Source organism: Pigmentiphaga litoralis (assembly GCF_013408655.1).
Lineage (GTDB): Bacteria > Pseudomonadota > Gammaproteobacteria > Burkholderiales > Burkholderiaceae_B > Pigmentiphaga > Pigmentiphaga litoralis_A.
The window spans coordinates 1,544,194-1,569,872 of record NZ_JACCBP010000001.1; the positions used below are offsets into that span (position 1 = coordinate 1,544,194).

Annotated in this window: 23 protein-coding genes and 1 tRNA gene; 11 read left to right on the forward strand and 13 right to left on the reverse strand. The window is 62.9% G+C overall.

The window, feature by feature from the left end; all coding sequences use genetic code 11:
• Nucleotides 1–48: 48 nt before the first annotated feature.
• The 10 genes from nuoI to HD883_RS06860 form a co-directional block, all read right to left on the reverse strand.
• Nucleotides 49–537, reverse strand: coding sequence for an NADH-quinone oxidoreductase subunit NuoI (gene nuoI, locus HD883_RS06815; protein ID WP_179587052.1), 489 nt, complete (start codon nucleotides 535–537; stop codon nucleotides 49–51).
• Nucleotides 538–578: 41 nt separating this feature from the next.
• Nucleotides 579–1,652 carry an NADH-quinone oxidoreductase subunit NuoH gene (nuoH, locus tag HD883_RS06820; RefSeq protein WP_179587050.1) on the reverse strand — a complete coding sequence of 358 codons (1,074 nt, stop codon included), beginning with the start codon at nucleotides 1,650–1,652 and terminating at the stop codon, nucleotides 579–581.
• Nucleotides 1,652–3,994 (reverse strand): NADH-quinone oxidoreductase subunit NuoG, encoded by a 2,343-nt coding sequence (gene nuoG / locus HD883_RS06825; protein ID WP_179587048.1) that lies wholly within the window; start codon nucleotides 3,992–3,994, stop codon nucleotides 1,652–1,654. Before nuoG ends, nuoH begins: the two co-directional genes overlap by 1 nt.
• 83 nt (nucleotides 3,995–4,077) lie before the next feature.
• Nucleotides 4,078–5,400, reverse strand: a complete 1,323-nt coding sequence (gene nuoF / locus HD883_RS06830; protein ID WP_179587046.1) for an NADH-quinone oxidoreductase subunit NuoF — start codon at nucleotides 5,398–5,400, stop codon at nucleotides 4,078–4,080.
• Complete coding sequence (nuoE, locus tag HD883_RS06835; protein WP_179587044.1) at nucleotides 5,397–5,900, reverse strand: NADH-quinone oxidoreductase subunit NuoE; 504 nt, start codon at nucleotides 5,898–5,900, stop codon at nucleotides 5,397–5,399. Before nuoE ends, nuoF begins: the two co-directional genes overlap by 4 nt.
• Nucleotides 5,901–5,935: 35 nt before the next feature.
• Complete coding sequence (locus HD883_RS06840) at nucleotides 5,936–7,189, reverse strand: NADH-quinone oxidoreductase subunit D (RefSeq protein ID WP_179587043.1); 1,254 nt, start codon at nucleotides 7,187–7,189, stop codon at nucleotides 5,936–5,938.
• Nucleotides 7,190–7,192: 3 nt separating this feature from the next.
• Nucleotides 7,193–7,786, reverse strand: a complete 594-nt coding sequence (locus tag HD883_RS06845) for an NADH-quinone oxidoreductase subunit C (RefSeq protein WP_179587041.1) — start codon at nucleotides 7,784–7,786, stop codon at nucleotides 7,193–7,195.
• Between the two features lie 84 nt (nucleotides 7,787–7,870).
• Nucleotides 7,871–8,347, reverse strand: a complete 477-nt coding sequence (locus tag HD883_RS06850; protein WP_179587039.1) for a NuoB/complex I 20 kDa subunit family protein — start codon at nucleotides 8,345–8,347, stop codon at nucleotides 7,871–7,873.
• A 36-nt stretch (nucleotides 8,348–8,383) separates the two neighbouring features.
• Nucleotides 8,384–8,743: an NADH-quinone oxidoreductase subunit A gene (locus tag HD883_RS06855; RefSeq protein WP_179587037.1), complete on the reverse strand. Its 360-nt coding sequence runs from the start codon at nucleotides 8,741–8,743 to the stop codon at nucleotides 8,384–8,386.
• 510 nt (nucleotides 8,744–9,253) lie between these two features.
• Nucleotides 9,254–10,918 (reverse strand): methyl-accepting chemotaxis protein, encoded by a 1,665-nt coding sequence (locus HD883_RS06860; RefSeq protein WP_179587035.1) that lies wholly within the window; start codon nucleotides 10,916–10,918, stop codon nucleotides 9,254–9,256.
• A gap of 198 nt (nucleotides 10,919–11,116) precedes the next feature.
• Between HD883_RS06860 and HD883_RS06865 the strand changes: the two genes are divergently transcribed.
• The 9 genes from HD883_RS06865 (at nucleotide 11,117) to HD883_RS06905 (ending at nucleotide 20,841) form a co-directional block, all read left to right on the forward strand.
• Nucleotides 11,117–12,028: an SMP-30/gluconolactonase/LRE family protein gene (locus HD883_RS06865; protein ID WP_179587033.1), complete on the forward strand. Its 912-nt coding sequence runs from the start codon at nucleotides 11,117–11,119 to the stop codon at nucleotides 12,026–12,028.
• An 83-nt stretch (nucleotides 12,029–12,111) separates the two neighbouring features.
• On the forward strand, nucleotides 12,112–13,965 hold the full coding sequence (locus HD883_RS06870) for an ABC transporter ATP-binding protein (RefSeq protein WP_179587031.1): 1,854 nt from the start codon (nucleotides 12,112–12,114) through the stop codon (nucleotides 13,963–13,965).
• 330 nt (nucleotides 13,966–14,295) lie between these two features.
• Nucleotides 14,296–15,459 (forward strand): Gfo/Idh/MocA family protein, encoded by a 1,164-nt coding sequence (locus HD883_RS06875; RefSeq protein WP_179587028.1) that lies wholly within the window; start codon nucleotides 14,296–14,298, stop codon nucleotides 15,457–15,459.
• Between the two features lie 8 nt (nucleotides 15,460–15,467).
• Nucleotides 15,468–16,655, forward strand: a complete 1,188-nt coding sequence (locus tag HD883_RS06880) for a dihydrodipicolinate synthase family protein (RefSeq protein WP_179587026.1) — start codon at nucleotides 15,468–15,470, stop codon at nucleotides 16,653–16,655.
• A gap of 22 nt (nucleotides 16,656–16,677) precedes the next feature.
• The gene (locus HD883_RS06885) at nucleotides 16,678–17,697 is read left to right on the forward strand and encodes an amidohydrolase family protein (protein WP_179587024.1); all 1,020 of its coding nucleotides are present in this window, start codon (nucleotides 16,678–16,680) and stop codon (nucleotides 17,695–17,697) included.
• A gap of 80 nt (nucleotides 17,698–17,777) precedes the next feature.
• Nucleotides 17,778–18,740 carry a Bug family tripartite tricarboxylate transporter substrate binding protein gene (locus tag HD883_RS06890; protein WP_179587022.1) on the forward strand — a complete coding sequence of 321 codons (963 nt, stop codon included), beginning with the start codon at nucleotides 17,778–17,780 and terminating at the stop codon, nucleotides 18,738–18,740.
• Nucleotides 18,741–18,806: 66 nt separating this feature from the next.
• Complete coding sequence (locus tag HD883_RS06895; protein WP_179587020.1) at nucleotides 18,807–19,685, forward strand: sugar phosphate isomerase/epimerase family protein; 879 nt, start codon at nucleotides 18,807–18,809, stop codon at nucleotides 19,683–19,685.
• Nucleotides 19,686–19,794: 109 nt separating this feature from the next.
• On the forward strand, nucleotides 19,795–20,445 hold the full coding sequence (locus tag HD883_RS06900; protein ID WP_179587018.1) for a TetR family transcriptional regulator: 651 nt from the start codon (nucleotides 19,795–19,797) through the stop codon (nucleotides 20,443–20,445).
• 15 nt (nucleotides 20,446–20,460) lie between these two features.
• On the forward strand, nucleotides 20,461–20,841 hold the full coding sequence (locus HD883_RS06905; RefSeq protein ID WP_179587016.1) for a VOC family protein: 381 nt from the start codon (nucleotides 20,461–20,463) through the stop codon (nucleotides 20,839–20,841).
• A 164-nt stretch (nucleotides 20,842–21,005) separates the two neighbouring features.
• Here HD883_RS06905 and HD883_RS06910 read toward each other — a convergent pair whose 3' ends face one another.
• A complete protein-coding gene (locus tag HD883_RS06910; protein ID WP_179587014.1) occupies nucleotides 21,006–21,698 on the reverse strand; it encodes a hypothetical protein in 693 nt (230 codons plus the stop codon).
• A 134-nt stretch (nucleotides 21,699–21,832) separates the two neighbouring features.
• On the opposite strand from HD883_RS06910, the gene HD883_RS06915 reads away from it, so the two are divergent.
• Complete coding sequence (locus HD883_RS06915; protein ID WP_179587012.1) at nucleotides 21,833–23,086, forward strand: Hsp70 family protein; 1,254 nt, start codon at nucleotides 21,833–21,835, stop codon at nucleotides 23,084–23,086.
• 142 nt (nucleotides 23,087–23,228) lie between these two features.
• On the opposite strand, the gene HD883_RS06920 is transcribed toward HD883_RS06915, so the two are convergent.
• The gene (locus tag HD883_RS06920; protein ID WP_179587010.1) at nucleotides 23,229–24,737 is read right to left on the reverse strand and encodes an AMP nucleosidase; all 1,509 of its coding nucleotides are present in this window, start codon (nucleotides 24,735–24,737) and stop codon (nucleotides 23,229–23,231) included.
• A gap of 279 nt (nucleotides 24,738–25,016) precedes the next feature.
• On the opposite strand from HD883_RS06920, the gene HD883_RS06925 reads away from it, so the two are divergent.
• Nucleotides 25,017–25,454 carry a hypothetical protein gene (locus tag HD883_RS06925; protein WP_179587008.1) on the forward strand — a complete coding sequence of 146 codons (438 nt, stop codon included), beginning with the start codon at nucleotides 25,017–25,019 and terminating at the stop codon, nucleotides 25,452–25,454.
• Between the two features lie 103 nt (nucleotides 25,455–25,557).
• Here the strand turns inward: HD883_RS06925 and HD883_RS06930 are convergent.
• Nucleotides 25,558–25,642, reverse strand: a tRNA-Leu gene (locus HD883_RS06930).
• Nucleotides 25,643–25,679 lie beyond the last annotated feature (37 nt).

A 25,679-nucleotide genomic window follows, 5' to 3' on the forward strand; every position in this document is an offset into this window, starting at 1 on the left:
GCCGGCCCGAAGGGACGGTATGAAGGGCGGAGTCGACAGGCACGCGTTTCACCGGTACTTCGCGTCCTGGGCACGGCGTTGCGCGATCTCCGATTCGTACCGGTCGCCCACCGCCAGCAGCATTTCCTTGGTGAAGTACAGGTCGCCGCGCTTTTCCCCGTGGTACTCGTGGATGTGCGTTTCGACGATGGAGTCCACCGGGCAGCTTTCTTCACAGAAGCCACAGAAAATGCATTTGGTCAGATCGATGTCGTAGCGGTTGGTACGGCGGGTGCCGTCGTCGCGCACTTCAGATTCGATCGTGATGGCGAGCGCGGGGCACACGGCCTCGCACAGCTTGCAGGCGATGCAGCGTTCTTCGCCGTTCGGGTAGCGGCGCAGCGCGTGCAAACCACGGAAGCGGCCCGACATCGGCGTCTTTTCTTCCGGGTACTGCACGGTGATCTTCCGGGCAAACATGTACTTGCCCGTCAGCCGCATGCCCTTGAACAACTCGGTCAGCAGCAGGCTGCCGAGAAAATCCTTGATTGCGTTCATGATTCTGTCCTACCTATTTGATTGCTCGGCCGAAACCGGCATCACTTCCAGATGTTCCAAGGCGTCTGCATCCAGACCGCAATCACCAGGAGCCACACCAGCGTCAGCGGGATGAAGATCTTCCAGCCCAGACGCATGATCTGGTCGTAGCGATAGCGCGGGAACGACGCACGGAACCACACAAACAGCGACACCACGAAGAATGTCTTGAAGAACAGCCAGACCCAGCCCGGGATCCAGGTGAACGGCGCGAAGTCCAGCGGCGACGCCCATCCGCCCAGGAACATGACCGACGCCAGGCACGACAGCAGGATCATGTTGGCGTATTCACCCAGGAAGAACAGCGCGAACGCCATCCCCGAGTATTCGACCATGTGGCCCGCAACGATTTCCGACTCGCCTTCCACCACGTCGAACGGGTGGCGGTTGGTTTCGGCCACGGCCGAGATCACGTAGATCACGAACAGCGGCAGCAGCGGCAACCAGTTCCACGACAGGAAGCTCAGGCCCTTGTCGGCAAACCAGCCGGCGTTTTGCTTCAGGACGATGTCGCTCATGTTCAGGCTGCCCGACACCAGCAGCACCGTCACGAGCACGAAGCCGATCGCCAGTTCGTACGACACCATCTGTGCCGAGGCACGCAGCGCGCCCAGGAAGGCGTACTTGGAGTTCGATGCCCAGCCGGCGATGATCACGCCGTACACACCCAATGAGGTGATGGCCATGACATACAGCAGACCGGCGTTGACGTTGGCCAGCACGGTTTCCGGACCGAACGGGATCACGGCCCAGCCGGCCAGTGCCGGCATCAGGACCATGACCGGTGCGATCACATACAGCACCTTGTTGGCGCTGCTGGGAACGATCACTTCTTTCGTCAGCAGCTTGAGCACGTCGGCGAACGGCTGGAGCAGACCGAGCGGACCCACGCGGTTCGGACCCACGCGCACGTGCATCCAGCCGATCATCTTGCGTTCCCACAAGGTGAGGTAGGCCACACCGATGATGACCGGCAGCAGGATGCAGACGATCAGCACCAGATTCCACACCACCGACCAGGCGCCTGCACCGATGAGTCCGGTTCCCCAGGCCTGAAGGGAGTTAGTCCACGACATCAGGCACGCTCCACGCTGATTTGTTCAAACGCGCCACCCAGTGCCACGGTCGTTGCGTGGGCGGCCGAAATACGGACGGCCCCATCGGCAACCGTGTCGTCTTGTTGAATGAAAAGCTCGATGACACCGGACGGCGACGTGACGCGGACGCGGTCGCCCGCGACCATGCCCAGGCGTTCTAACGTTGCCGAGTGCGCCCGGGCATCGGGCGCATCGGACGCCGGATGGGCCTGCAGGCCTTCGGCGCGGCGCGCGATGGCGTCGGTGCGGTAGATCGGCACGTCGGCAACACGTTCCAGGGCGCCGGCGGCCACCGCGGTACCGGCCTTGCCCAGCGACACGCCGACGTTCAGCGTGTTCGACAGGCGCGAGGCGATGTCGCCCGACAGCACGCTGTCGCGCACCGATTCCGAGGTTTCGTCGTCGAAGTTCGCCAGCTGCAGGGCGTTGCCCAGCACGCGCAGCACCTTCCAGCCCGGACGCGTCATGCCGCGCGGGCGGACCGTGCCCTTGAAGCCCTGGACGCGCCCTTCGGCGTTGACGAACGTACCGGACGTTTCCGTGAACGGCGCGACCGGCAGGATCACGTTGGCCCATTCCTTGGCGTCGGACACGAACGGCGTCAGTGCGACGTTGAAGCTGGCCGACTTCAGTGCAGCCAGTGCGGCCGGACCGTTGTCGCAGTCGAACGTCGGTTCGGCGTGCAGGACCACATAGGCCTTGAGCGGCTCGGCGATCATGGCGGCGGCGGTCTTGCCACCCTGCTGCGGCACGGCTTCGGCCAGATAGCCGCCCACCGAGTTGCCGCCTTCGGTCAGCACGCCCAGCTTGGCGCCCGTCGTGGTGGCGATGAACTGCGCATTGGCCGCAATGGCGAGTGCATCAGGATGCTGGATCGCCAGGTTGCCCAGCAGCACGGCAGAGTTGGTACCCGTGCGCAGCAGCTCGGCAATGCGGGTCGAGGCGTCGTCGGCTTCGACCTGACCGAGTTCAGCCGGCACAGCCACTTCCTTGGCGCCTGCCACCGCAACCGCCAGTTTGGCGAGCACGCCAGCCAGTTCGCTCGGCTTGACGGTGATGCGCTGCGTGACGGGCAGCAGCGGATCGTCGCCGGACACGTCGATCAGCACGACACGCGTGCCGGCCTTGGCGGCCTGACGCAGACGCTGGGCGATCAGCGGATGATCCTTGCGCAGGAACGAACCGATGACGACGACACGGTCCAGCGTGGCCAGGTCGGCCAGCGGCATGCCGAGCCACGGTGCGCCCGTGCGGGCAGCGTCGACGTCCGTTGCGGTATGACGCAGGCGGAAGTCGATGTTGTCGGAACCCAGGCCGCGCACCAGGCGGGCCAGCAAAGCAAATTCTTCGGTCGTGGCGTACGGTGCCGACAGCGCGCCGATCTGGTCGGCGCCGGCGCTGGCCTGCACCTGCTTCAGACCAGCAGCAGCGAAGTCCAGGGCTTCGGCCCAGTCGGCTTCCTTCCAGACGCCGTCGTTGCCGCGGATCAGCGGTGTGGTCGCGCGATCGTCGCTGTTCAGGCCTTCGTACGAGAAACGGTCACGGTCGCTGATCCAGCACTCGTTGACGTCTTCGTTTTCGAGCGGCACGACACGCATGACGCGGTCGTTCTTGACCTGGACGATCAGGTTCGCGCCGACGCTGTCGTGCGGGCTGACCGACTTGCGGCGCGACAGCTCCCAGGTACGGGCGCTGTAGCGGAACGGACGCGACGTCAGGGCGCCCACCGGGCACACGTCGATCATGTTGCCCGACAGTTCGGATTCGACCGCGCGGCCCACGAACGAGGTGATCTCGGCGTGTTCGCTGCGGTTCAACATGCCCAGTTCCATCACGCCGGCAATTTCCTGGCCGAAGCGGACGCAACGCGTGCAGTGGATGCAGCGCGCCATTTCCTCGGCCGATACCAGTGGGCCCAGGCTTTTATGGAACACCACCCGCTTTTCTTCGCTATAGCGCGAAGCCGAGCTGCCGTAGCCGACGGCCAGGTCCTGCAACTGGCATTCGCCGCCCTGATCGCAGATCGGGCAGTCGAGCGGGTGATTGATGAGCAGGAACTCCATCACGCCCTTTTGGGCATTGATGGCCTTCTCGGATTGTGTGTGCACGACCATGCCGTTGCTGACCGGTGTCGCACAGGCAGGCAGCGGCTTGGGCGCCTTCTCGACATCAACCAAACACATGCGGCAATTGGCCGCGATCGACAACTTCTTGTGATAGCAGAAGTGCGGCACGTAAAGGCCGACTTTCTGGGCGGCATGCATGACCATGCTGCCCTCCGCCACCTCCACCTTGTTGCCGTCGATCGTGATTTCAACCATCTTCTTTCCGTATGTCCCGTCAAGGGCCAGTCGTGATCATTTATTGAAAACCTTGCGGTCGCGCGCCCTGCTTCGCCGTTCGGCTACAGGTAGTGCGGCACCACGCAATGTTTGTGTTCGATATGGTGGACGAACTCGTCGCGGTAGTGCTTCAGGAAGCCCCGCACCGGCATCGCCGCGGCATCACCCAGCGCACAGATCGTGCGGCCCATGATGTTGCCCGCGACCGAGTCCAGCAGGTCGATGTCTTCCGGACGGCCCTTGCCGTTTTCGATACGGTTCACCACGCGGTACATCCAGCCCGTGCCTTCACGGCAAGGGGTGCACTGACCGCAGCTTTCCTCGTGATAGAAGTACGAGAGGCGCAGCAGCGACTTGACCATGCAACGGGTCTCGTCCATGACGATCAGCGCGCCCGAACCCAGCATCGATCCCGCCTTGGCGATCGAGTCGTAGTCCATCGTGCAGTCCATCATCAGGTGCGCAGGCAGCACCGGCGCGCTCGACCCGCCAGGGATCACGGCCTTGAGCTTGCGCCCGCCGCGAACGCCACCGGCCAGCTCCAGCAGCTTCGAAAAAGGCGTCCCCATGGGGATCTCGAAGTTGCCTGGACGCTCCACGTCGCCCGACACCGAAAACAGCTTGGTGCCGCCGTTGTTCGGCTTGCCCACGTTCAGATAGGCTTCGCCGCCGTTGCGGATGATCCACGGCACCGCCGCGAACGTTTCGGTGTTGTTGATCGTGGTCGGCTTGCCGTACATGCCGAAGCTGGCCGGGAACGGCGGCTTGAAGCGCGGCTGGCCTTTCTTGCCTTCCAGCGATTCGAGCAGCGCGGTTTCTTCGCCGCAGATGTACGCGCCATATCCGTGGAAGGCGTGCAACTGGAAGCTGAAACCCGAACCCAGGATCTTGTCGCCCAGGAAACCGGCCGCGCGGGCTTCTTCCAGGGCTTCTTCGAACCGGTCATAGACCTCGAAGATTTCGCCGTGGATGTAGTTGTAGCCCACGGTGATGCCCATTGCGTAGGCGGCAATGGCCATGCCTTCGATCACGATGTGCGGGTTGTAGCGCAGGATGTCGCGGTCCTTGAAGGTACCCGGCTCGCCTTCGTCCGAATTGCAGACGAGGTACTTCTGGCCCGGGAACGTCCGGGGCATGAAGCTCCACTTCAGGCCGGTCGGGAAACCCGCACCGCCCCGGCCGCGCAGGGCCGACGACTTGACCTCGGCAATGACCTGCTCGGGCGTCATGCCCGACGTCAGGATCTTGCGCAGGGCTTCATAGCCGCCACGCTGCACGTAGTCGTCAATGCGCCAGTTATTGCCATCCAGACCCGCCATGATCTGGGGGTCGATGTGGCGGTCGTGGAACGCCGTACTGATAGGCAGAATTTCGGTCGTGCTCATTGGGCACCTCCTGCAGTCGCGTCCGAACGCAGCTCGGCCACCAGGGCTTCCAGGCGATCGTCGGACATCTGAATGCACATACGCTTGTTGTTCACCAGCAGCACTGGAGAATCGCCGCACGCACCCATGCACTCGCCTTCAACCAGGGTGAATACCCCGTCGGCGGTGGTTTCGCGGTAGTCGATGCCCAGCTTGTCTTTCAGGAAATGCGCGGCGCGTTCGCCGTCACGCAAGGCACAGGGCAGATTGGTGCAGACGGAAATCTTGTACTTGCCGGTCGGCTTGAGGTTGTACATGTTGTAGAAGGTCGCGACTTCCTGCACGGCAATCGGCGCCATGTCCAGGTAGATCGCGATTTCTTCCATCACCTCGGGCGACAGCCAGCCCTTCTCGTCCTGCGCGATAGCAAGCGCAGCCATGACGGCGGACTGTTTCTGGTCGGCCGGGAACTTGGTCAGTTCGCGGTCGATCTTCTTGAAGGCCTGTTCGGAAAGCAGCATGGTGTGATCCGGTATTGACTCGGTAGTGTCGTGAATTAGCGATCGATCTCGCCGAACACGATGTCCTGCGTGCCGATGATGGTGACGGCGTCGGCGATCATGTGACCGCGCGCCATTTCATCCAGGGCCTGCAGGTGGGCAAAGCCCGGTGCACGAATCTTGAGCCGATAAGGTTTGTTGGCGCCGTCGGACACCAGGTAGATGCCGAACTCGCCCTTCGGGTGTTCGACCGCCGAATAGGCTTCGCCCGGCGGCACATGGAAGCCTTCGGTAAATAGCTTGAAGTGATGGATCAGCTCTTCCATGCTGGTCTTCATCTCGGCACGCGATGGCGGCGCCACCTTGTGGTTCGAGGTGATGACCGGACCCGGGTTGTTCCGCAGCCATTCCACGCATTGTTTGATGATGCGGTTGGACTGGCGCATTTCTTCGACGCGGACCAGGTAGCGGTCGTAGCAGTCGCCGTTGACGCCCACCGGAATGTCGAACTGCATCAGGTCGTAGACTTCGTAGGGCTGCGTCTTGCGCAGGTCCCACTCGACGCCCGAACCCCGCAGCATGGGGCCGGTAAAGCCCAGCGCCTTGGCACGGTCGGCCGTCACGATGCCCACGTCGACCAGACGCTGTTTCCAGATCCGGTTGTCGGTCAGCAGCGTTTCGTATTCGTCGATATAGCCCGGGAAGCGGTTGGTGAACGACTCGATGAAGTCCAGGAGCGACCCCGACCGTTCGTCGTTCATCGCCCGCACTTCCTTGGCGCTGCGGTACTTGCTGTCGCGGAACTGCGGCATGGCGTCGGGCAGGTCGCGGTACACGCCGCCCGGACGGTAGTAGGCCGCGTGCATACGCGCGCCCGAGACCGCTTCGTAGCAGTCCATCAGGTCTTCGCGTTCACGGAAGGTGTACAGGAACACAGCCATCGCGCCCACGTCCAGCGCGTGCGAGCCCAGCGACATCAGGTGATTCAGGATGCGCGTGATCTCGTCGAACATGACGCGGATGTACTGCGCGCGCAGCGGCACTTCCAGACCCAGCAGCTTTTCGATCGCCATGACGTAGGCGTGCTCGTTGCACATCATCGACACGTAGTCGAGACGATCCATGTAGGGCAGCGCCTGCAGGAAGGTCTTGTGCTCGGCCAGCTTTTCGGTCGCGCGATGCAGCAGGCCGATGTGCGGGTCGGCACGCTGGATGACTTCGCCGTCGAGCTCGAGCACCAGGCGCAGCACGCCGTGCGCAGCCGGGTGCTGGGGGCCGAAGTTCAGCGTGTAATTCTTGATTTCTGCCATGATTTACCGTCCTGCTCCGTAGCCGTCTTCGCGGATCACACGCGGGATGATCAAACGCGGTTCGATGGTCACGGGCTGATAGATGACCCGGCGTTGTTCCGGGTCGTAGCGCATTTCAACGTTGCCGGTCACCGGGAAGTCCTTGCGGAACGGATGGCCGATGAAACCATAGTCGGTCAGGATCCGGCGCAGGTCGGGATGGCCTTCGAACAGGATGCCGAAGAAGTCGAACGCTTCTCGCTCGTACCAGTTCACGCCAGGCCAGACGTCGACCAGCGACGCCACCACCGGCAGGTCCGGATCGTCGGCAAAGGTGCGCACGCGCAGGCGCCAGTTGTTCTTGTAGGACAACAAGTGCAGCACCACGCCGAAGCGCGGACCTTCATTGACGTCGTTGCCGTACGCCGAATAATCCACGCCGCACAGGTCGACGCAGCTTTCGAAACCCAGGTCGGGGTTGTCGCGCAGGGTCAGGCACACCTGCATGTATTGCGCAGGCGGCACTTCGAGCGTCAGCTCGCCCAGGGCAGCGCTGACACGGACCGTGTCGCCGAACAGGCTCAGCAGGCGTTGATTCAGGGTTTCAAGCTTGGTCATGAAGCGTCCGAGCGAAAGATGGCAGCCCGCCCGGTGGTGGGGCGGACAAGGTCAAACGAAACAGGGGCGACACGCATCGTCCGGTCAACGGGCGATCGTGTTCGTGCGGCGGATCTTGTTCTGCAGCTGGAGAAGCCCGTAGATCAAGGCCTCGGCCGTAGGCGGGCAGCCCGGCACGTAGACGTCGACTGGCACGATGCGATCGCAGCCGCGGACCACCGAGTACGAATAGTGGTAGTAGCCGCCGCCGTTGGCACAGGAGCCCATCGACAGCACCCAGCGCGGTTCGGGCATCTGGTCGTACACCTTGCGCAGTGCCGGACCCATCTTGTTGCACAGCGTGCCGGCCACGATCATCAGGTCGGCCTGACGCGGGCTGGGGCGAAAGATGATCCCGAACCGGTCGAGGTCATATCGCGCCGCGCCGGCGTGCATCATTTCGACCGCGCAACAGGCGAGGCCGAATGTCATGGGCCAGAGCGAACCTGTCTTGGCCCAGTTGATGACCTTATCCGCCGTGGTGGTGATAAAGCCTTCGTTCAGAATTCCGTCGATTGCCATTGCTAAAACCCAGTGTCCTTCGGTATGCCGACGGGATCATTCCCAGTCGAGCGCGCCTTTTTTCCACTCGTAGATGAAGCCCACCACGAGGATGGCGAGAAAAACCATCACCGTTCCGAATCCGAGCAATCCAACTTGGTTGTTGGCCATGGCCCAGGGGAAGAGGAAGGCGATTTCCAGATCGAACAAGATGAACAGGATCGCCACGAGGTAGTAGCGAACGTCGAACTTCATGCGCGCGTCTTCGAAAGCTTCGAAGCCGCATTCATAGGGAGACAGCTTTTCCGCGTCGGGCCGGTTGGGGCCGATGGTCGACCCCAGGAACAGCAACGCAAACCCGACGACACAGCCCATGACGATGAACAGCAGGACGGGAAGATAACTCTCGAGTTCCATCAGGAGACCTGTTTGCTGGACCGCGTGGCCAGAGGGGCCGGCGCGATCGGTAATTGGCAGGAATACACGTTATGACTGGCCAACAGGCCGGGCAGGCGGTGCGGTAAAACAGGGCAAGGGCACTACAGGACTACACGAGACGGCAGCCACCGTCGCAACACGTAGCGCGGGTTACCAGGATACATACAAGGGTGAATGTTTGCGGACGCAATGGGCGGGACGACTACCCCACAACTATCTTTACGGATATCCCATTACGCCGACAGTCGCGGCCTGTCGGTACTGCTGGCTAGGGAACCACAACGCGGATCCAGCTCGGTCGTTGTTGCGTGGTCTCTATCGCTTCGTCTTTATTGCTTCGTCTTGATTTCTTCGTTTTATTCTGGCGCGGGCCTGATGGCATGCAGCCAAAAATTAACGTTTACCCGACCAAGAGTATAGCGCAATCCGGCGGCCGACCCAAAGCCGGAAACCACTCGGGTTACGAGGAGAACCCACCGCCAATTCCCCTTACGCGACCCTGAACAAACGCAGCTGCTCATCCACTTCGCGGGCCGCGTCGCGCATGCGCTGGGCGCAGCCGGCGGTTGCTTCAGCCGCAGCGCCGTTATGGCCCGCCATGGCGGCGACCGTGTCGACGTTGGCAGCCACTTCGCCGTTCGCGTCGGCCTGCTGGCGCACCAGCACATGAATACCCGCCACGGTCACGGCGGCCTGTTCGGCCCCGGTGCGCAGCAACTGCATGAAACCGCCCGCCTGCCCGGCCAGTTCACGGCTGGCGCCGACTTCGGCCACGACCGCCTGCATCACGGCAATCGCCGACTGCGTGTCGGCGGCCACCTGTTCGACCGTTGCGGAAATGATGCGGCTCGACTGTCCGCTTTGCTCGGCCAGGCGGTGCACCTCGTTTGCAACCACGGCAAATCCGCGCCCTTCATCGCCGGCGCGGGCGGCCTCGATCGCGGCGTTCAGCGCCAGCAAGTGGGTCTGCCGGGCAATGTCGGAAATCAGCCCGGACACGTCCCGGATGGTCTTGCCATGGGCATCCAGGGCCGCCAGGGTGTCGGCGGCATGGCCGACCCGATCAGTGACCTCCTGCATGCGACTGCCGATTCGGGCGATCAGTTCCCTGCCCTCTTCCGCCTGACCGCTGGCCAGGCGTGACGTATCGGCCGCCCGGTCCACCGACGCGTCCACTTCGGCCAGGACGGCGGTCAGTCCGCCTACCGCGCCGGCCATGCTGCCGGCCGACGCGGTCTGCTGGCGTGATCGCTCTGCCACCGCGTCGGCGGCCCGGGTCACTTCCTGAGCCGAGGCCTGCATGCCCTGCGACAGGCTTTGCACCGCCCCCAGTGCATGGCGAAGGCGATCGAGCAAGGTATTGAGCGCCCGCGCCATGTCGTCGATTTCGTCGTTGCCGCGCACCGGTGCGCGGCGCGTGACGTCCAGATCGGCCGCGACGGCCATCAGCACCGACCGCAACTGGGCAATGGAGCCGCTGATGGCGCGTGACGAATGCCAGGCCCAGGCAAGCAGACAGGCGGCGGCCACCGCGCCGATCACCGCGATTAACAGGCGGACCCGCAGGCTGGTGGCATCCAGCCCCGCCGCTTCCTGCGCGGCCCCGGCGGCAAGCACGTCGGCCAGCGTGCGCATGGCGGCCTGGGCCTGGTCATAGGCAGGTTCCTGGGCCGAATAGGCCGCCTGGTATTTGATGAACAGGAACGCCTGGTCGGCCGCTGACGCCACCGACGTAAGCTGCGTCAGCAGGTCGGTCAGCGCGGCATCGCGGGCCGCCCACGCCGCGAAAGTGGTATCGAAGGCATCCAGGGCAGCCTGTTCATCCTCGGTATGCGGCAGTCCCGCCAATGTCTGGCGCGCGGCGTCGACGGCCTGCCAGTTGCGCGCCTTGGACTGCAGCATGCGCGTCCACTCATTTTGGGCCTCGACCGAAAACTCGGCGGCCCATTGCAGCGGTTCCAGCGTATGGCGGGCGACCTGCACCTGGCCTTCCCGCATCGCGCCCAGCGCCACGAGCGCGGGAATCCGTTGAACGGCCAGGCTGTTCACGGTGCGGGTCAACTGGTGCAAGCCGAACAGACTGGCTGCCACGACAACCAGCAAGGCGAACATGGCGGCGGAGCCGAGGATGAACAAGCGATACCTGATGGTCATGACGGCGTGATGACTTTACAAAGCAGAAATGGAAACGGCGACATGCGTAAAGCCCTGTCGCCGTGGTGCCGTCGCTATATCGGGTTTATACGTAGATAACTTGAATGAAGCTTTTGTTGCAGCAGGCACGACCCATGCAGCGGAGAGCCGTGCAGCGCTCGGGCCCCTGCCGGCCCGGGCCGCCTTTCGGAGACCGTCATGACATTCGAACGAGTTGGAACCCTGCATAACGCGACGGGGGAATGCCCGGTATGGCATCCCGGCGAACAGGCGTTGTACTGGACCGATATCCCTTCACGATGCCTGTGGCGCTGGGATGCGGCCAGCGGCCAGACACGCAGCTGGACCCTGCCCGAAATGGCCGGGTGCATTGCGGCCACGGGCGACGACGCCTGGCTGCTGGCTGCGCAGACCGGACTGTTTGCCGCCCCGCACCTGGCCCCCGACGCCGATGCGGCCACGTTGCACCGGGTCGCCGACGTCAACCACGCCGCGCCCGGCATGCGCTTCAACGACGGCCGCACCGACCGCCAGGGGCGCTTCTGGTGCAGCACGATGGTCATGGACGCCGACGCCCGATCCAACGCCGGCAAGCTGTACCGTTATGACCTGGACGGACTGTCGACGCCGGTGCTTGACGACTTGATGATCCCGAACGGCCTGGCCTTCAGTCCCGACGGCCATCGCATGTATCTGTCGGACTCGCATCCCGACCGTGGGGCGGTGTGGGTGTTCGATTACGACAGCGACGATGGAGTGCCGTCCAACCGCCGTCTGTTCACCGACCTGCATCCGCGCACCGGCCGGCCCGATGGCGCCGCCGTGGATTGTGATGGGGCGTACTGGACGTGCGCCAATGGGGAAGGCGTGCTGCTGCGGTTCACGCCCGATGGCGTCCTGGATCGCACGATCGACCTGCCGATGCGCGAGCCCACCATGTGCGCCTTTGGCGGCTCCGACATGCGCACCCTGTTCGTCACGTCCGCCAGACCCCAGGACGGCGACATGACCAAAGACCCGCTGGGCGGCGCCGTCATCGCCCTGCAGGTCGGTGCACGGGGACTGGCTGATACCCCTTTTCCGGGCATCGGGTCCGCACGTCACGCCTAGTCACCGGATCGCAGACCACGGACATGCGCGCCGCCGCCCGGATGGCGTAAGGTAGCGGGCTCTGCGCCCTATCTTGAGCTGTCATGCCCGAACACCGCCGCCGCGGCATTTACGAACGTTTCGAATCCTTCATCGACCCCTTCCGGCCCGCGTCGGAAGGCATGCCGCCCAAGTCCGTCGTCCGCTTCTACTGGCACTACCTGGTGCAGGTATGGCCGCTGTTTGTCGTGCTGATGGTCGTGGGGCTGGCAGTGGCCCTGGTGGAAGTGGCCCTGTTCGGATTTCTGGGCCGGATCGTGGACCTGGCGCAGGCGTCAACAGGGCGCGAATTCTTTACCGAGCATCGCAACGAACTGCTGTGGATGGCGTTTGTCGCCATGATCATCCGGCCGGTCGTGACGGGTCTCCATGATCTGCTGGTGCACCAGACCATCAGCCCGGGCCTGACCACCATGATCCGATGGCAGAACCATCGGTATGTGCTGAAACAGGGCCTGTCCTTCTTCCACAACGACTTTGCCGGCCGGATTGCCAACCGCATCCTGCAGACGGGCAATGCGCTGCGTGACTCGGCGGTGCAAGCGGTCGACGCCTTGTGGCACGTGGCGATCTACGCCGTCACCTCGCTGGTGCTGTTTGCCGAAGCGGACTGGCGGCTGACCCTGCCGCTGCTGTTCTGGATTGTCGGCTTCACCCTGGCGATGATCTATTTCGTTCCGCGCGTGAAAGAACGATCGGTGATTTCGTCCGAATCCCGCTCGCAGCTGATGGGGCGGATCGTTGACGGCTACACCAATATCGGCACGCTCAAGCTGTTCGCGCACAGCCATCACGAAGAAGAACACGCCCGCGAAGCCATGGCCGACCAGACGCACAAGGCGCAACTGGCGGGCCGCGTCATCACGTCGATGGACACGGTGATCACGGCGCTCAATGGCATCCTGATCACCGGCACGACCGGCCTGGCCTTGTGGCTGTGGAGCGAAGACCGCATTTCGCTGGGTGCAATTACGCTGGCGACCGGGCTGGTGATCCGCATCAACAACATGTCGAGCTGGATCATGTGGGTGATCAACGGCATCTTCGAAAACATCGGCAACGTGCAGGACGGCATCAACACCATCGCGCGGCCGCAAACGCTGGTGGATGCGCCGGATGCGACGACGCTCAAGGTCAACCAGGGACGGGTGCAGTTCGAGGACATCCACTTCCACTACGGCAAGACGTCCGGCGTGATCGGCGGCCTGAGCCTGGACATTGCGGCCGGCGAAAAGATCGGGCTGATCGGCCCGTCGGGCGCGGGCAAGTCGACCCTGGTCAACGTGCTGCTGCGGCTGTACGACCTGCAAGGCGGCCGCATCCTGATCGACGGCCAGGACATCGCCAAGGTCACGCAGGAAAGCCTGCGGTCACAGATCGGCGTGGTCGCGCAGGACACATCCCTGCTGCACCGATCGATCCGCGAAAACCTGTTGTACGGCCGGCCGAATGCTACCGACGGCGACATCATCAAGGCCATGCGGCAGGCGCGCGCCGACGAATTTATCCATCGCCTGACCGACAACAAAGGCAATACCGGCCTGGACGCCTATGTGGGTGAACGCGGGATCAAGCTGTCGGGCGGCCAGCGCCAGCGGATCGCGATTGCACGCGTGCTGCTGAAGGACGCGCCTATCCTGGTGCTGGATGAAGCCACGTCAGCGCTCGATTCCGAAGTCGAAGCCGCCATCCAGGAAAGCCTGGACACGCTGATGGAAGGCAAGACGGTGATCGCGATCGCCCACCGCCTGTCCACCATTGCCCGGATGGATCGGTTGGTGGTGATGGAACAAGGCAAGGTGGTGGAGGTCGGCACGCATGCCGAGCTGATCGCCAAGGGCGGACTGTACGCCCGGCTGTGGCAGCACCAGACCGGCGGCTTCATGGGCGTGGATTGAGGTAAATCCGGGGTGCGACTCGTTCCATGGGTCGCTCCACGCCGCTATATTCACCATTCAGTTAATTGGACGAGTCGAGATGACGGTCTTGCGCTCCGCTGTCGACGCGCCCGCGCCCCCGGCAAAGCCAGCGGGCTTCCAGGCGCCATCATCCTTATTCCCTTGGTGAAACCCCTAGCCGTCGGAAGCCGTGCGATCGGTTGACAGGCGCCCCATTGCCGCCCACAATTCACTCAATGGTTAATTAAGCCGGACACCTACCGGCACCGCAGGCGTCGCACCGCTCGCAGCAGGCCGGCGCTCCCTTTCGACAAGAGAAGACATCCAGACATGACCACCAGACAACTCGGCATCATCATGCACGGCGTTACCGGCCGCATGGGTATGAATCAGCACCTGATCCGCTCGATCGTTGCGATTCGCAACCAGGGCGGCGTCACGCTCTCGAACGGCGACAAGGTCATGCCCGACCCGATCCTGATCGGCCGCAACGAAGAAAAGATCGCCGCGCTGGCGCGCCGCCATGGCATCGAACGCTGGGGCACCGATCTGGATGCCGCACTGGCCAACAAGAATGACACCATCTTCTTCGACGCTGGCACGACCCAGATGCGCCCTACCCTGCTCGCCAAGGCCATCCGCGCCGGCAAGCACGTGTATTGCGAAAAGCCCATCGCCACCAACCTGAACGAGGCCGTGGAAGTCTGCCGCATGGCGCAGGAATCGGGGCTCAAGCACGGCGCGGTCCAGGACAAGCTGTTCCTGCCAGGCCTGCGCAAGCTCGACATGCTTCGCCGCAGCGGCTTCTTCGGCCAGATGCTGTCGGTACGCATCGAGTTCGGTTACTGGGTGTTCGAAGGCGATCTGCAGCCCATCCAGCGCCCATCGTGGAACTACCGCAAGGAAGACGGCGGCGGCGTGATCCTGGACATGATCTGCCACTGGCGCTATGTGCTGGACAACCTGTTCGGCGAAGTGCAATCCGTGTCGTGCCTGGGCGCGACCCACATCCCGAAACGCTGGGACGAAGAAGGCAAGCCCTACACGGCCACGGCCGATGACGCTGCCTATGCAACGCTGGAACTGAAGGGCCACAACGGCGAACCGGTCGTTGCACAGATCAACAGTTCGTGGACGACCCGCGTGCGCCGCGATGACCTGGTCACCTTCCATGTGGACGGCACGCTCGGATCGGCCGTGGCCGGCCTGACGGACTGCCGCATCCAGTCGCGAGTCACCACGCCGCGTCCGGTGTGGAATCCCGACCAGAAGCAGGAAATGGACTTCTTTGACCAATGGCAGGAAGTGCCCGACACCGAACCGTTCGACAACGGTTTCAAGATCCAGTGGGAACACTTCATTCGCCACGTGGTGGAAGACGCACCCTACCGCTGGACCCTGCCCGAAGGCGCCAAGGGCGTGCAACTGGTCGAAGCCGCGCTGGAAAGCTGGAAAGACCGCCGCTGGGTCGACGTGCCCTCGCTCGGACTGTGAGCCGGATCATGGCGACCACCCTCACCCTTCCCGACCTGCATGGGCGGTTGACGCCCTACACCCTGCGCGACGCCGAACCCATCCGCGCGTCGGCGCCCACCGCGCCCTTCAATCGAATCGCCTATTCGGCTGCGCACGTAGTGGCCGACCCGCTGGCCGCCATCGATCCTTTCCTTGAAAGCCGCATCGATTGGGACGCGACGATTGCCTATCGCCAGCGGCTGTGGTCGCTGGGCCTGGGCGTGGCCGAAGCCATGGACACCGCGCAGCGCGGCATGGGCCTGGACTGGCCGACGTCGCTGGAACTGATCCGGCGGTCGCTCGACGCAGCCAGGGACGTGCCCGGCGCGCTCGTGGCATCGGGCTGCGGCACCGACCACCTGGCGCCGGAAGACGCCAAGTCCGTCGACGATGTCATCCGTGCCTATGAAACGCAGATGGAAGCGATCGAATCTCTGGGTGGCAAGCTGATCGTCATGGCCAGCCGCGCGCTGGCACGGGTCGCCACCGGACCGGCGGATTATGAACGGGTCTACGACCGCATCCTGTCACAGGCGAAGCAGCCGGTCGTGCTGCACTGGCTGGGCAGCATGTTCGATCCGGCCCTGGCCGGCTACTGGGGCACCGATGATCTGGACGCCGCCATGGACACGGCGCTTGGCATCATTGCCGCGCATCCGGACAAGGTGGACGGCATCAAGATTTCCCTGCTCGACAAAGACAAGGAAATCGCCATGCGGCGCCGCCTGCTGCCCGGCGTGCGCATGTACACCGGTGACGATTTCAACTATGCCGAATTGATTGCGGGTGACAACGAAGGAGCGTCGCCCAACCACGGTCAGAGCGATGCGCTGCTCGGCATTTTCGATGCCATCGCTCCTGCCGCCAGCGCCGCGTTGCAAGCCCTGGCCGTGGGCGACACCGACCGCTTCCACGCAATCCTGGCGCCTACCGTGCCGCTGTCTCGCCACATCTTCAAGGCCCCTACCCGTTACTACAAGACGGGCGTGGTCTTCATGGCCTGGCTGGGCGGGCATCAGCGCCATTTCACGATGGTGGGTGGCCAGCAAAGCGCGCGGTCCCTGCCGCACTTTGCCGAACTGTTCCGCCTGGCCGACGCCGCCGGTTTGCTGGAACGGCCGGACCTGGCGGTGCACCGGATGAAGCTGCTGCTGGCCCAGCACGGCGTCGAATAACGAACGAGCGATCGGAGTCAGCATGAGACAACTCGACAGCTACGCGCACATTCTGCCGCGCGCCTATTTCGACCGCATGGCCGACATGGCCAAGGACAAGGGCGCGATCAAACGCTGGCTGACCATCCCGGTGCTGTATGACCTGGATGCCCGGCTGAAGATGATGGACGGACACCCCGACTATCAGCAGATCCTGACGCTGTCGAACCCGCCGATCGAACTCGTTGCCGGGCCGGATCAGTCGCCTGAGATGGCAAGGCTGGCCAACGACGAAATGGCCAAGATTCGCGATGCGCATCCGGACAAATTCCCGGCGTTCGTTGCGTCCCTGCCGATGAACAATGTGCCTGCCGCGCTGGAAGAAATGGACCGCGCGATCAACGTGCTGGGCGCGCGCGGCATCCAGGTGTTTACCAACGTCAATGGCCGGCCACTGGATGATCCGGAATTCTGGCCGATCTTTGAACGCGCGGTGTCGCATCACGACGTGCCTGTCTGGATGCATCCTGTGCGCGGCGCCAACATGTCCGACTACCTGACCGAGACCAAGTCGAAGTTCGAAATCTGGTGGACGTTCGGGTGGCCCTATGAAACCAGCGCCGCCATGACACGCATGGTGTTCTCGGGATTCTTCGACAAGCTGCCAACCCTGAAGGTGATCACGCACCACATGGGCGCCATGATTCCGTTCTTTGACGGGCGGGTCGGGCCTGGGCTGGACCAGTTCGGCAGCCGCACGTCCGATGAAGACTACGAAGGACTGCTCAAGTCAATGCCAAAGCGGCCGATCGACTACTTCAAGATGTTCTATGCCGACACGGCGCTGGCGGGCGGTAGCGCCGGCATCCGCTGCGGCCTGGAATTCTTCAGTGCCGACCATGTGCTGTTTGCGACCGATTGCCCCTTCGATCCGGAGGGGGGACCGATGTTCCTGCGCACGATTCCCGAAGCGATCGACAGCCTGGATTTGTCGGAAGACGACCGGGAAGGGATCTATTTCAAGAACGCGCTGCGCATGTTGAAGATGCCCTGCGACTGCTGACGGTTTTGCCCCGCTGATTTGCCCCGCTGTCTTGCCAAGGACGCTTCCGACAGAGAAGCGCCGCCCTCCAGGAGACGTTGATGAACCCGAGACTCACGATGGTAGCCGTGGCAATCGCCGCGCTGCCCATGACCACGCATGCGCAGGCCTATCCCAACCATACCGTCCGCATCATCGTGCCCTATTCCCCCGGGGGTACGGTCGACCTGGTCGCGCGGGTGCTGGCGCAGCGGCTGACCGAACAGATGGGGCAGACCTTCATGGTGGAAAACCGGGCAGGCGCCAGCGGCGCGATCGGCAGCGAGGCCGTGGCACGCGCCACGCCGGACGGCTACACCCTGCTCGTCCAATCGCCCACCCTGATCGCCAATCCGCTGTTGATCAAGGCGACGCCTTACCAGGTGAGCCGCGACTTCACGCCGATCTCGCTGTTGGGCGAAGTGCCGATGGTGCTGGCCGCCTATCCCGGCGTGCCGGCATCAAACCTGAAAGAGTTCGTCGCGCTGGCTAAAGCAGCGCCGTCCAAGTATGCGTTCGGCACGTCCGCCTTGGGCTCGCCCATGCACATCGCCCAGGAAGCCATCAAGTTCGAAAGCAAGATCGACATTCCCATCGTCGCCTACAAAGGCACTGCCGGCGCGTTGAACGACGTGCTGGGAGGACAGATCAGTGCACTGATCGATGCGATTCCGTCGTCGTATCCGCATATCGAAAGCGGCAAGCTCAAGGCGCTGGCCGTCACCACCCGCGCGCGAGTCGCCAGCCTGCCCAATGTGCCGACGGTGGCGGAATCGGGCTTGCCGGACTTCGACATGTCGAGCTGGTATGGCCTGTGGGCGCCGGCAGGCATTCCGGCCGATGTCACCCGCAAGCTGTCCACCGAAGTCGCCAAGGCCATGCGGTCGTCCCAGGTGGAAGAGCGCCTGAAGCCGCAGGGCTTCATTGCCAACGGCAGCACGCCGCAGGAGTTTTCCGGCTTTATCGATAAGCAGACCACCATCTATGCACGGGTCATCAAGGAAGCGAACATCCGCGTGGACTGAAGGATGCGCTTGCTGATCTTGATTGCCGCTCAATATTGAACAACACGCTTTTACCGGATTCACCCCATGCGCAATTTTTCCGACAGCCATGAATGGCTTTCCATCAACACCGCCACCCTGCGCCGGCAGGAAGGCCGCGAGGTGCCACTGCTGGACATCCTGGACCAATGCGCCAAGCAAGGCGTGCGGGCCATTTCACCCTGGCGCGACCAGGTGGCGGCAGCGGGACTGGCGGCCACGTCGCGCGCCGTCCGTTCCCATGGCATGGCCTTGTCGGGCTATTGCCGGGGCGGCATGTTCACGTACACCGACGCCCCAGGCCACCTGGCGGCGCGATCCGACAACCGGCGGGCCGTCGATGAAGCCGCCGAATTGAACGCGGCTTGCCTGGTGCTGGTGGTGGGCGGGCTGCCGGGCGCACTGGCCGGCAAGGCGGCCTACACCGACATCACGCGCGCCCGCGCGCAGGTCGAAGAAGGCATCGCCGAACTGCTGGAGTACGCCAAGGGCGCGCACATGCCCGTCGCCATCGAACCCCTGCACCCCATGTATGCGGCCGACCGCGCCTGCGTCAACACGATGGAACAGGCCCTGGATATCTGCGATCGCCTGGACCCGGGCAAGACGGGTGCGCTGGGCGTGGCGGTCGATGTCTATCACGTGTGGTGGGACCCGAAGCTGCGCGAACAGATCGCCCGTGCCGGCAAGTCGCGTCTGCTGGCCTTTCACGTGTGTGACTGGATGACGCCCACCACCGACTTGTTGAATGACCGCGGCATGCCGGGCGACGGTGTCATTGATATTCCGTTGATCCGCGGCTGGGTCGAAGCGCAGGGATTCGCGGGCTACAGCGAAGTCGAGATCTTTTCGCAAGACAACTGGTGGAAGCGTCCGGGCGCCGAGACCCTGGCCACCTGCATCGAACGGCATCGCAGCGCGGTTTGACGACGGGTCCGGCATGGCCGGGTTGTATAATCGCGGCCATTCCGGAGCTTGATTTGACCCTCTCGTCGCGCATGTCCACCCGTCCCTTCCCGTCGTCCGCGGCACGCTGATGACCAGCGACGTCACGGCAGACCCCCGTCAGCGATCGCGCGACGCCGATCGCACCCAGGCAGAAATCCTGCTGGCCGCCCGCGATGAATTTGCCGAATACGGCCTGGGCGGCGCGCGCGTCGACCGCATCGCCGAACGCGCCAAGGTCAACAAACGGCTGATCTACTACTACTTCCAGAACAAGGAAGCCTTGTTCCTGGCCGTGCTGGAAGCCGCCTACGACGACATCCGCGCCGCCGAGCGCAAGCTCCACCTGGAACACCTGTCGCCGGCCGACGCGGTGCGCAAGCTGACCGAATTCACGTGGGAGTATTACCTCGCCCACCCCGAATTCATCACGCTGCTCAATAGCGAAAACCTGCACCGCGCGCGGCATCTGGCGCAGTCCGACAACGTGCAGAACGTCAACTCGCCCCTGATCGAAACGTTGGCCGGCATCCTGGAACGGGGCCGTGCGGCAGGCGTGTTCCGGGGCGGTGTGGACCCCGTGCAGCTGTATGTGTCCATCGCGGCCCTGTCCTATTTCTACCTGTCGAACAACCACACCCTGTCGTCCGCCTTCGGCCGCGACCTGCTGTCCGCGAAGGCCAAGGCCGAACGCATCTCGCACATCAACGAAGTGATCATGGGGTATATCCTGCGGGATTGATGCCAAGGACGCGCAATGATCGATCACCTCGACCACCTGGTGCTGACCTGCACCGACCCCGACGCCACCATCGCGTTCTACACCGGCGTGCTCGGCATGCAGCTTGAAACGTTCCGCGGCGGCCGCCAGGCTTTCCGCTTCGGCAATCAGAAGATCAACCTGCACGTCCGTGGCAGCGAGTTCGAACCCAAGGCGCATTTGCCCGTGCCCGGCGCGCTGGACCTCTGCTTTATTGCCGACCGCCCGCTGGACGACGTGATCGCCGCCCTGAACGCGGCCGGTGCGACCATTATTGATGGCCCGGTCGAACGCACCGGCGCCACGTCCCGCATCCGGTCGGTGTATCTGCGCGATCCGGACCTGAATCTGATCGAGATTTCGGAACTGATGGCGTGATTTGTACGCCCCCGGTTGAAGGATTGTCCAAAACGGGATATCTTGGCGACAGATAGATGATTCGGGGCCTTCAAGGCGTCTATCTGCCCCCTGCGTGCAGGGTCCAGCCGTGCTGGTATCAAGAGCTCCCGCCATGAAGCCTCGTTTACGGGGCTTCATTCGTTTCAGCTTTGGGTTTTCCAACCCCCGGACGGTCGCGGATCCCTGACGGAATCGCCACGCGATATTTTAGCGGCCAACACTTTGAACCGCACTTTGCCCTTTCGGTGGTGCGGGATGGTCGGGCCCGTTGTTCCCGGCATGCGCACGTAGGCACTCTCTATCACCATCCGCAGCGCATTGATCCGATCACGGCGCAGCTGAAAATAGATTTCGTAAGACAGTTGGTGGCCCGCGTCATCGATTAGCTCCACGACCAACCAGTTCTTGGAAGCACTTCCTGTGTAGTAGCAGACGCTGTTTTCCAGGGAACGGACGATTCGGGGAAGCTGAAGCGACCACTGATACCGCCTTGGACAAAAGGCACGCGCTACGCGGCGGTGGTCGAGGATCTTACGGTCCATTCCAAGCACACCAAAGTCGAGTTGCTGTCCGTGTTTCGGACCGAACGACACGCAATGGGACGTGAATTCGACGTGAATCTGCAGGGAGACCTGGGGATGCCGGGGCGTGGCCTCGATCACTAGTTCGACTATCATCCCGGCGAGATGGGCGAGCGAATGGTAGACGCCGTCGACACGGATAAACGCTCGTTTCCGAATTTGCACCCAGTCCACAGCCGCAGCCTTACTCGCATTGACGCTAACCAGCGAAGCAGCGGAGTATGCGGCGAGCTGAAAGCCGTGGAAATTGGGCAAAATTGTCTGCGTGGGAACCGGTATCCGCATGGATGCGACAGCTTGCCGGACTTACCACGCCATCGGTCAGCTTGCGTTTACACTGGCGGGCCGTCGCGACAGGCGACGCGAATTTACGTGAGTTGTATACCTTGATGATGTCTACCGCATGCGGCGTCGACTTTGGCACGTCCAATTCCACCGTGGGATGGAGCCGGCCAGGACACCCGGCCCTGCTCGACCTGGAGCAAGGCAAGCCGACGCTCCCTTCCGCCATCTTCTTCCATGATGAAGACGCCGAAATCAGCTACGGCCGCGCCGCGCTGGCCGATTACCTGGCCGGTTACGACGGGCGGCTGATGCGGTCCATGAAGAGCCTGCTGGGCAGCTCGCTCATGGAAGGCCATACCGAAGTCCAGGGCCGTGCCCTGCCCTTTCGCACCCTGCTGGCCAAGTTCATTGGCGAACTGAAGCACCGCGCGGAATCCGCCGCGGGCCGCCGCTTTGATAGCGCCGTGCTGGGCCGTCCGGTCTTTTTTGTCGATGACGATCCGGTGGCGGATGATCTGGCGCAGACGACGCTGGCCGAGATCGCGGCGTCGGTCGGCTTCAAGCACATTGAATTCCAGTTTGAACCGATGGCTGCCGCATTCCATTACGAATCGCAGATCGACCGCGAAGAACTCGTGCTGGTCGTCGACATTGGCGGCGGTACGTCGGACTTTTCGGTGATCCGGCTGGGCCCGGACCGCGCGACCAAGCTGGAACGGCGCGACGACATTCTGGCCAACGGCGGTGTGCACATCGGCGGGGTCGACTTCGACAAGTACCTGAGCCTGGCGACCGTCATGCCGCGTTTCGGCCTGGGCAGCAAGCTGACGAGCGGCAAGGACGTGCCGTCGACTCAGTTCAATAATCTGGCCTGCTGGCACACCATCAACCTGGCCTACAGCCGCAAGGCGTGGGCGCACCTGAACGATATCTACGGCGAGGCGGCCGAGAAGGACAAGCTGGCGCTGCTGCTCGGCATGGTCAAGGAACGGTCGGGGCACTGGCTGGCGATGCAGGTCGAAGAAGCCAAGATCGAGCTGTCCGATGCGGGTCAGGCGGTGATCGATCTGTCCCGCGTTGCACCAGGCCAGTCGGTGGACGTGACACGTGCCGTCTTCGACAAGGCGGTCGGACATCTGGTCGACAAGGTGGAAGTGACGGTGCAGGACGTGCTGCGCAAGGCGGGCGTCGCGCCGGCGGACATCGACACGGTGTTCTTTACCGGCGGCTCCAGCCGCCTGCCGCTGTTGCGGGAACGGCTGTCGGCCGTGGTGCCCAGCGCCCGCAGTGTCGAAGGTGACGTGTTTGGAAGCATCGGCGCGGGTCTCGCGCTGGACGCGATGCGCAAGTTCAATTGAGGAAGTCAGTGCACTGATCGTCAGTGCACTGCTGCCAAGCGCGGCGAAGTTGCCTGCAGTGCACTGATGATCAGCGTGCTGCTGTTCATTGCAGTGCACTGACATTCAGTGCACTGGGGTTATGTGCAGCGCCCGGCTTCCTTCACTGAAACGCCGTTTCCATGAAGTTGCGCAGCTTGCGTGAATGCAGCCGTTCGGGCGGCATTTCGCGCAGCAGTTCCAGCGCGCGAATCCCGATATCCAGATGCTGTCCGACCTGCCGGCGATAGAAGGCGCTTGCCATCCCCGGCAGCTTCAGTTCGCCGTGCAGCGGCTTGTCGGACACGCACAGCAGCGTCCCGTAGGGCACCCGGAAACGGAAGCCGTTCGCAGCAATCGTTGCCGACTCCATGTCCAGCGCGATCGCGCGTGACTGCGCAAAGCGCTGCACCGGCTCCAGCTGCTCGCGCAATTCCCAATTCCGGTTGTCGATCGTCGCCACGGTGCCGGTCCGCATGATGCGCTTCAGTTCCCACCCGGACAGTCCAGCCACCTGTTCCACCGCCTGTTCCAGTGCGACCTGCACTTCGGCCAGGGGCGGCACGGGCACCCAGGTCGGCAAGTCCGCATCCAGCACGTGATCGTCACGCACGTAGCCATGCGCCAGCACATAGTCGCCCAAGCGCTGCGACGTGCTCAGACCGGCGCAATGCCCCAGCATCAGCCAGGCATGCGGACGCAGTACGGCAATATGATCCGTAATCGTCTTGGCGTTGGATGGCCCGACGCCAATGTTGACCAGTGTCACGCCGGAATTATTGGGGCGCACCAGGTGATACGCCGGCATCTGCGGCAGCCGCCCCACCGCGACCCGATTCGGCTCGCTTTCGCCATGACGCGTGATGCGATTGCCGGGCTCCACCAGTGCGTCGTACTCGCCGCTACCCACCAGCGCGCGCGCCCGTTCGCAGAATTCGTCCACATAGAACTGGTAGTTGGTGAACAGCACGTAGTTCTGGAAATGCGTGGGCGCCGTGGCCGTGTAGTGCTGCAAGCGATGCAAGGAATAATCGATCCGCGGCGCGGTAAACGGCGCCAGGGGGCGCGGCGACGTGTCATTGCCAAACCACGTGCCGTTCACGATCGCGTCATCGGTAATCGCCAGATCGGGCACGTCGAACATGTCACGCAGCGGCCGCTTCAGCGCCTCGATCTGCTCGCCCTCCACATACGTACCATCGGGAAAGGCAAAGTGCAGAGCGATCGGCACGTCCGACTCGCCCACATCGATGGCCACGCCATGGTTCTGGATCAGCAGCTTGATCTGCTCCGTCAGGTATTCCTCGAACAAGGCTGGCTGCGTGACGGTGGCCTGGTAGACGCCGGGTTCAGCCACGTGGCCGTACGACAGGCGCGAGTCCACCGAATCGTAGGTGTCGACACGGATGCGGATGAAGGGGTAGCAGGCCCGTACGCGCCCGGCCTCGGCGGCTTGGGCGGCCACGATGTCCTTGAACGACGCCACGAGCCACGACGTGTTGCGCTCGTAGATGGCGATCAGCCGCGCCACGGCAGCGGTCGCGTCGCGAAAGGATTCGGTAGGCCAGGGAGTGGGCAGTGCTGGCTCGACAGGATGAGCGGGCGGGGCGGAAAGCGGAACGGAATTAGTCATGGGCATTCTTCACGTTGGACGCGGCAGGCGTGCTGCGATAGCGGCGTCGAAACGAAAGGCCACGTCGGCGGCCTTGCGCGTCGCGACGACAAGGCCATGATACCGGTGAATGTGGACGGATTAATGGCTGAGCGGCTTGCCAACCGAGTTCAAGCCTTAAACCTTGGACGTTGCAGAGCGTCAAGACGGCAAGCGTGGTGGAATTTGAGGTGATGAAATGCGTCAGCCGACACGCCGTAGTCTCGCGGTCGCGAAGCTACATTATTATTAGGACGTCTTATGTTTCTTGGCGATGACAGAAAAGCATTTTTAGAATACTTGAGGAACCTGACGCCTCAAATATTCTTCTTCAGCCTTACCATCGGTATGGGCTCAAGACTAGGGTCAACCGATTATCAATGGAATTCAAATAGCTGGATCCTCGCGTCCTCCACCTTGGCTTTCTTCGGGATATTCCTCGGCTCTATGATTGCGAATGCCACGTTGTTCATAGAGACGGTTTTCGCGCCCCGTAAGGAGTTCTCACGGCAAGTTGCCTTGGTGTGGAACTCAGACGGCAAGCTCTTGCTCCGACTACTACGAACAGTTCGTGCCGCCTGGATTCAGCAAAACCGGCTGTTGCTGACTTTATTTGTTGCAGCACCAATCATGCAGTTTGCTCTTTACGGCGTTCTCGCCACTGCGATCATTCATTCGCGAGCGTTCAAGGTCGTTTGAAATAAGTTTAAGCCGCCCGTTCAAGACAACAAAAAACCCGCGCATCTGACGATGATCGCGGGTTCAATGTGTACTGCAACTGCTGCTGTACTTTTCAGTACCTTGGTGCCGTCGGCGAGACTCGAACTCGCACAGCTTTCGCCACTACCCCCTCAAGATAGCGTGTCTACCAATTTCACCACGACGGCATTTGTTCCAAGCCCGCTAGTATATAGGAAATCTGAC

What these genes read in the sequence shown, in the direction of transcription:
- nuoG (WP_179587048.1), bottom strand. Translation starts at nt 3,994, where the DNA reads ATGGTTGAAATCACGATCGACGGCAACAAGGTGGAGGTGGCGGAGGGC.
- HD883_RS06880 (WP_179587026.1), top strand. Translation starts at nt 15,468, where the DNA reads ATGGCGACCACCCTCACCCTTCCCGACCTGCATGGGCGGTTGACGCCC.
- HD883_RS06855 (WP_179587037.1), bottom strand. Translation starts at nt 8,743, where the DNA reads ATGGAACTCGAGAGTTATCTTCCCGTCCTGCTGTTCATCGTCATGGGC.
- HD883_RS06870 (WP_179587031.1), top strand. Translation starts at nt 12,112, where the DNA reads ATGCCCGAACACCGCCGCCGCGGCATTTACGAACGTTTCGAATCCTTC.
- HD883_RS06875 (WP_179587028.1), top strand. Translation starts at nt 14,296, where the DNA reads ATGACCACCAGACAACTCGGCATCATCATGCACGGCGTTACCGGCCGC.
- nuoF (WP_179587046.1), bottom strand. Translation starts at nt 5,400, where the DNA reads ATGAGCACGACCGAAATTCTGCCTATCAGTACGGCGTTCCACGACCGC.
- HD883_RS06890 (WP_179587022.1), top strand. Translation starts at nt 17,778, where the DNA reads ATGAACCCGAGACTCACGATGGTAGCCGTGGCAATCGCCGCGCTGCCC.
- HD883_RS06845 (WP_179587041.1), bottom strand. Translation starts at nt 7,786, where the DNA reads ATGACCAAGCTTGAAACCCTGAATCAACGCCTGCTGAGCCTGTTCGGC.
- nuoI (WP_179587052.1), bottom strand. Translation starts at nt 537, where the DNA reads ATGAACGCAATCAAGGATTTTCTCGGCAGCCTGCTGCTGACCGAGTTG.
- HD883_RS06840 (WP_179587043.1), bottom strand. Translation starts at nt 7,189, where the DNA reads ATGGCAGAAATCAAGAATTACACGCTGAACTTCGGCCCCCAGCACCCG.
- HD883_RS06905 (WP_179587016.1), top strand. Translation starts at nt 20,461, where the DNA reads ATGATCGATCACCTCGACCACCTGGTGCTGACCTGCACCGACCCCGAC.
- nuoH (WP_179587050.1), bottom strand. Translation starts at nt 1,652, where the DNA reads ATGTCGTGGACTAACTCCCTTCAGGCCTGGGGAACCGGACTCATCGGT.
- HD883_RS06860 (WP_179587035.1), bottom strand. Translation starts at nt 10,918, where the DNA reads ATGACCATCAGGTATCGCTTGTTCATCCTCGGCTCCGCCGCCATGTTC.
- HD883_RS06850 (WP_179587039.1), bottom strand. Translation starts at nt 8,347, where the DNA reads ATGGCAATCGACGGAATTCTGAACGAAGGCTTTATCACCACCACGGCG.
- HD883_RS06925 (WP_179587008.1), top strand. Translation starts at nt 25,017, where the DNA reads ATGTTTCTTGGCGATGACAGAAAAGCATTTTTAGAATACTTGAGGAAC.
- HD883_RS06865 (WP_179587033.1), top strand. Translation starts at nt 11,117, where the DNA reads ATGACATTCGAACGAGTTGGAACCCTGCATAACGCGACGGGGGAATGC.
- nuoE (WP_179587044.1), bottom strand. Translation starts at nt 5,900, where the DNA reads ATGCTGCTTTCCGAACAGGCCTTCAAGAAGATCGACCGCGAACTGACC.
- HD883_RS06900 (WP_179587018.1), top strand. Translation starts at nt 19,795, where the DNA reads ATGACCAGCGACGTCACGGCAGACCCCCGTCAGCGATCGCGCGACGCC.
- HD883_RS06915 (WP_179587012.1), top strand. Translation starts at nt 21,833, where the DNA reads ATGATGTCTACCGCATGCGGCGTCGACTTTGGCACGTCCAATTCCACC.
- HD883_RS06920 (WP_179587010.1), bottom strand. Translation starts at nt 24,737, where the DNA reads ATGACTAATTCCGTTCCGCTTTCCGCCCCGCCCGCTCATCCTGTCGAG.
- HD883_RS06885 (WP_179587024.1), top strand. Translation starts at nt 16,678, where the DNA reads ATGAGACAACTCGACAGCTACGCGCACATTCTGCCGCGCGCCTATTTC.
- HD883_RS06895 (WP_179587020.1), top strand. Translation starts at nt 18,807, where the DNA reads ATGCGCAATTTTTCCGACAGCCATGAATGGCTTTCCATCAACACCGCC.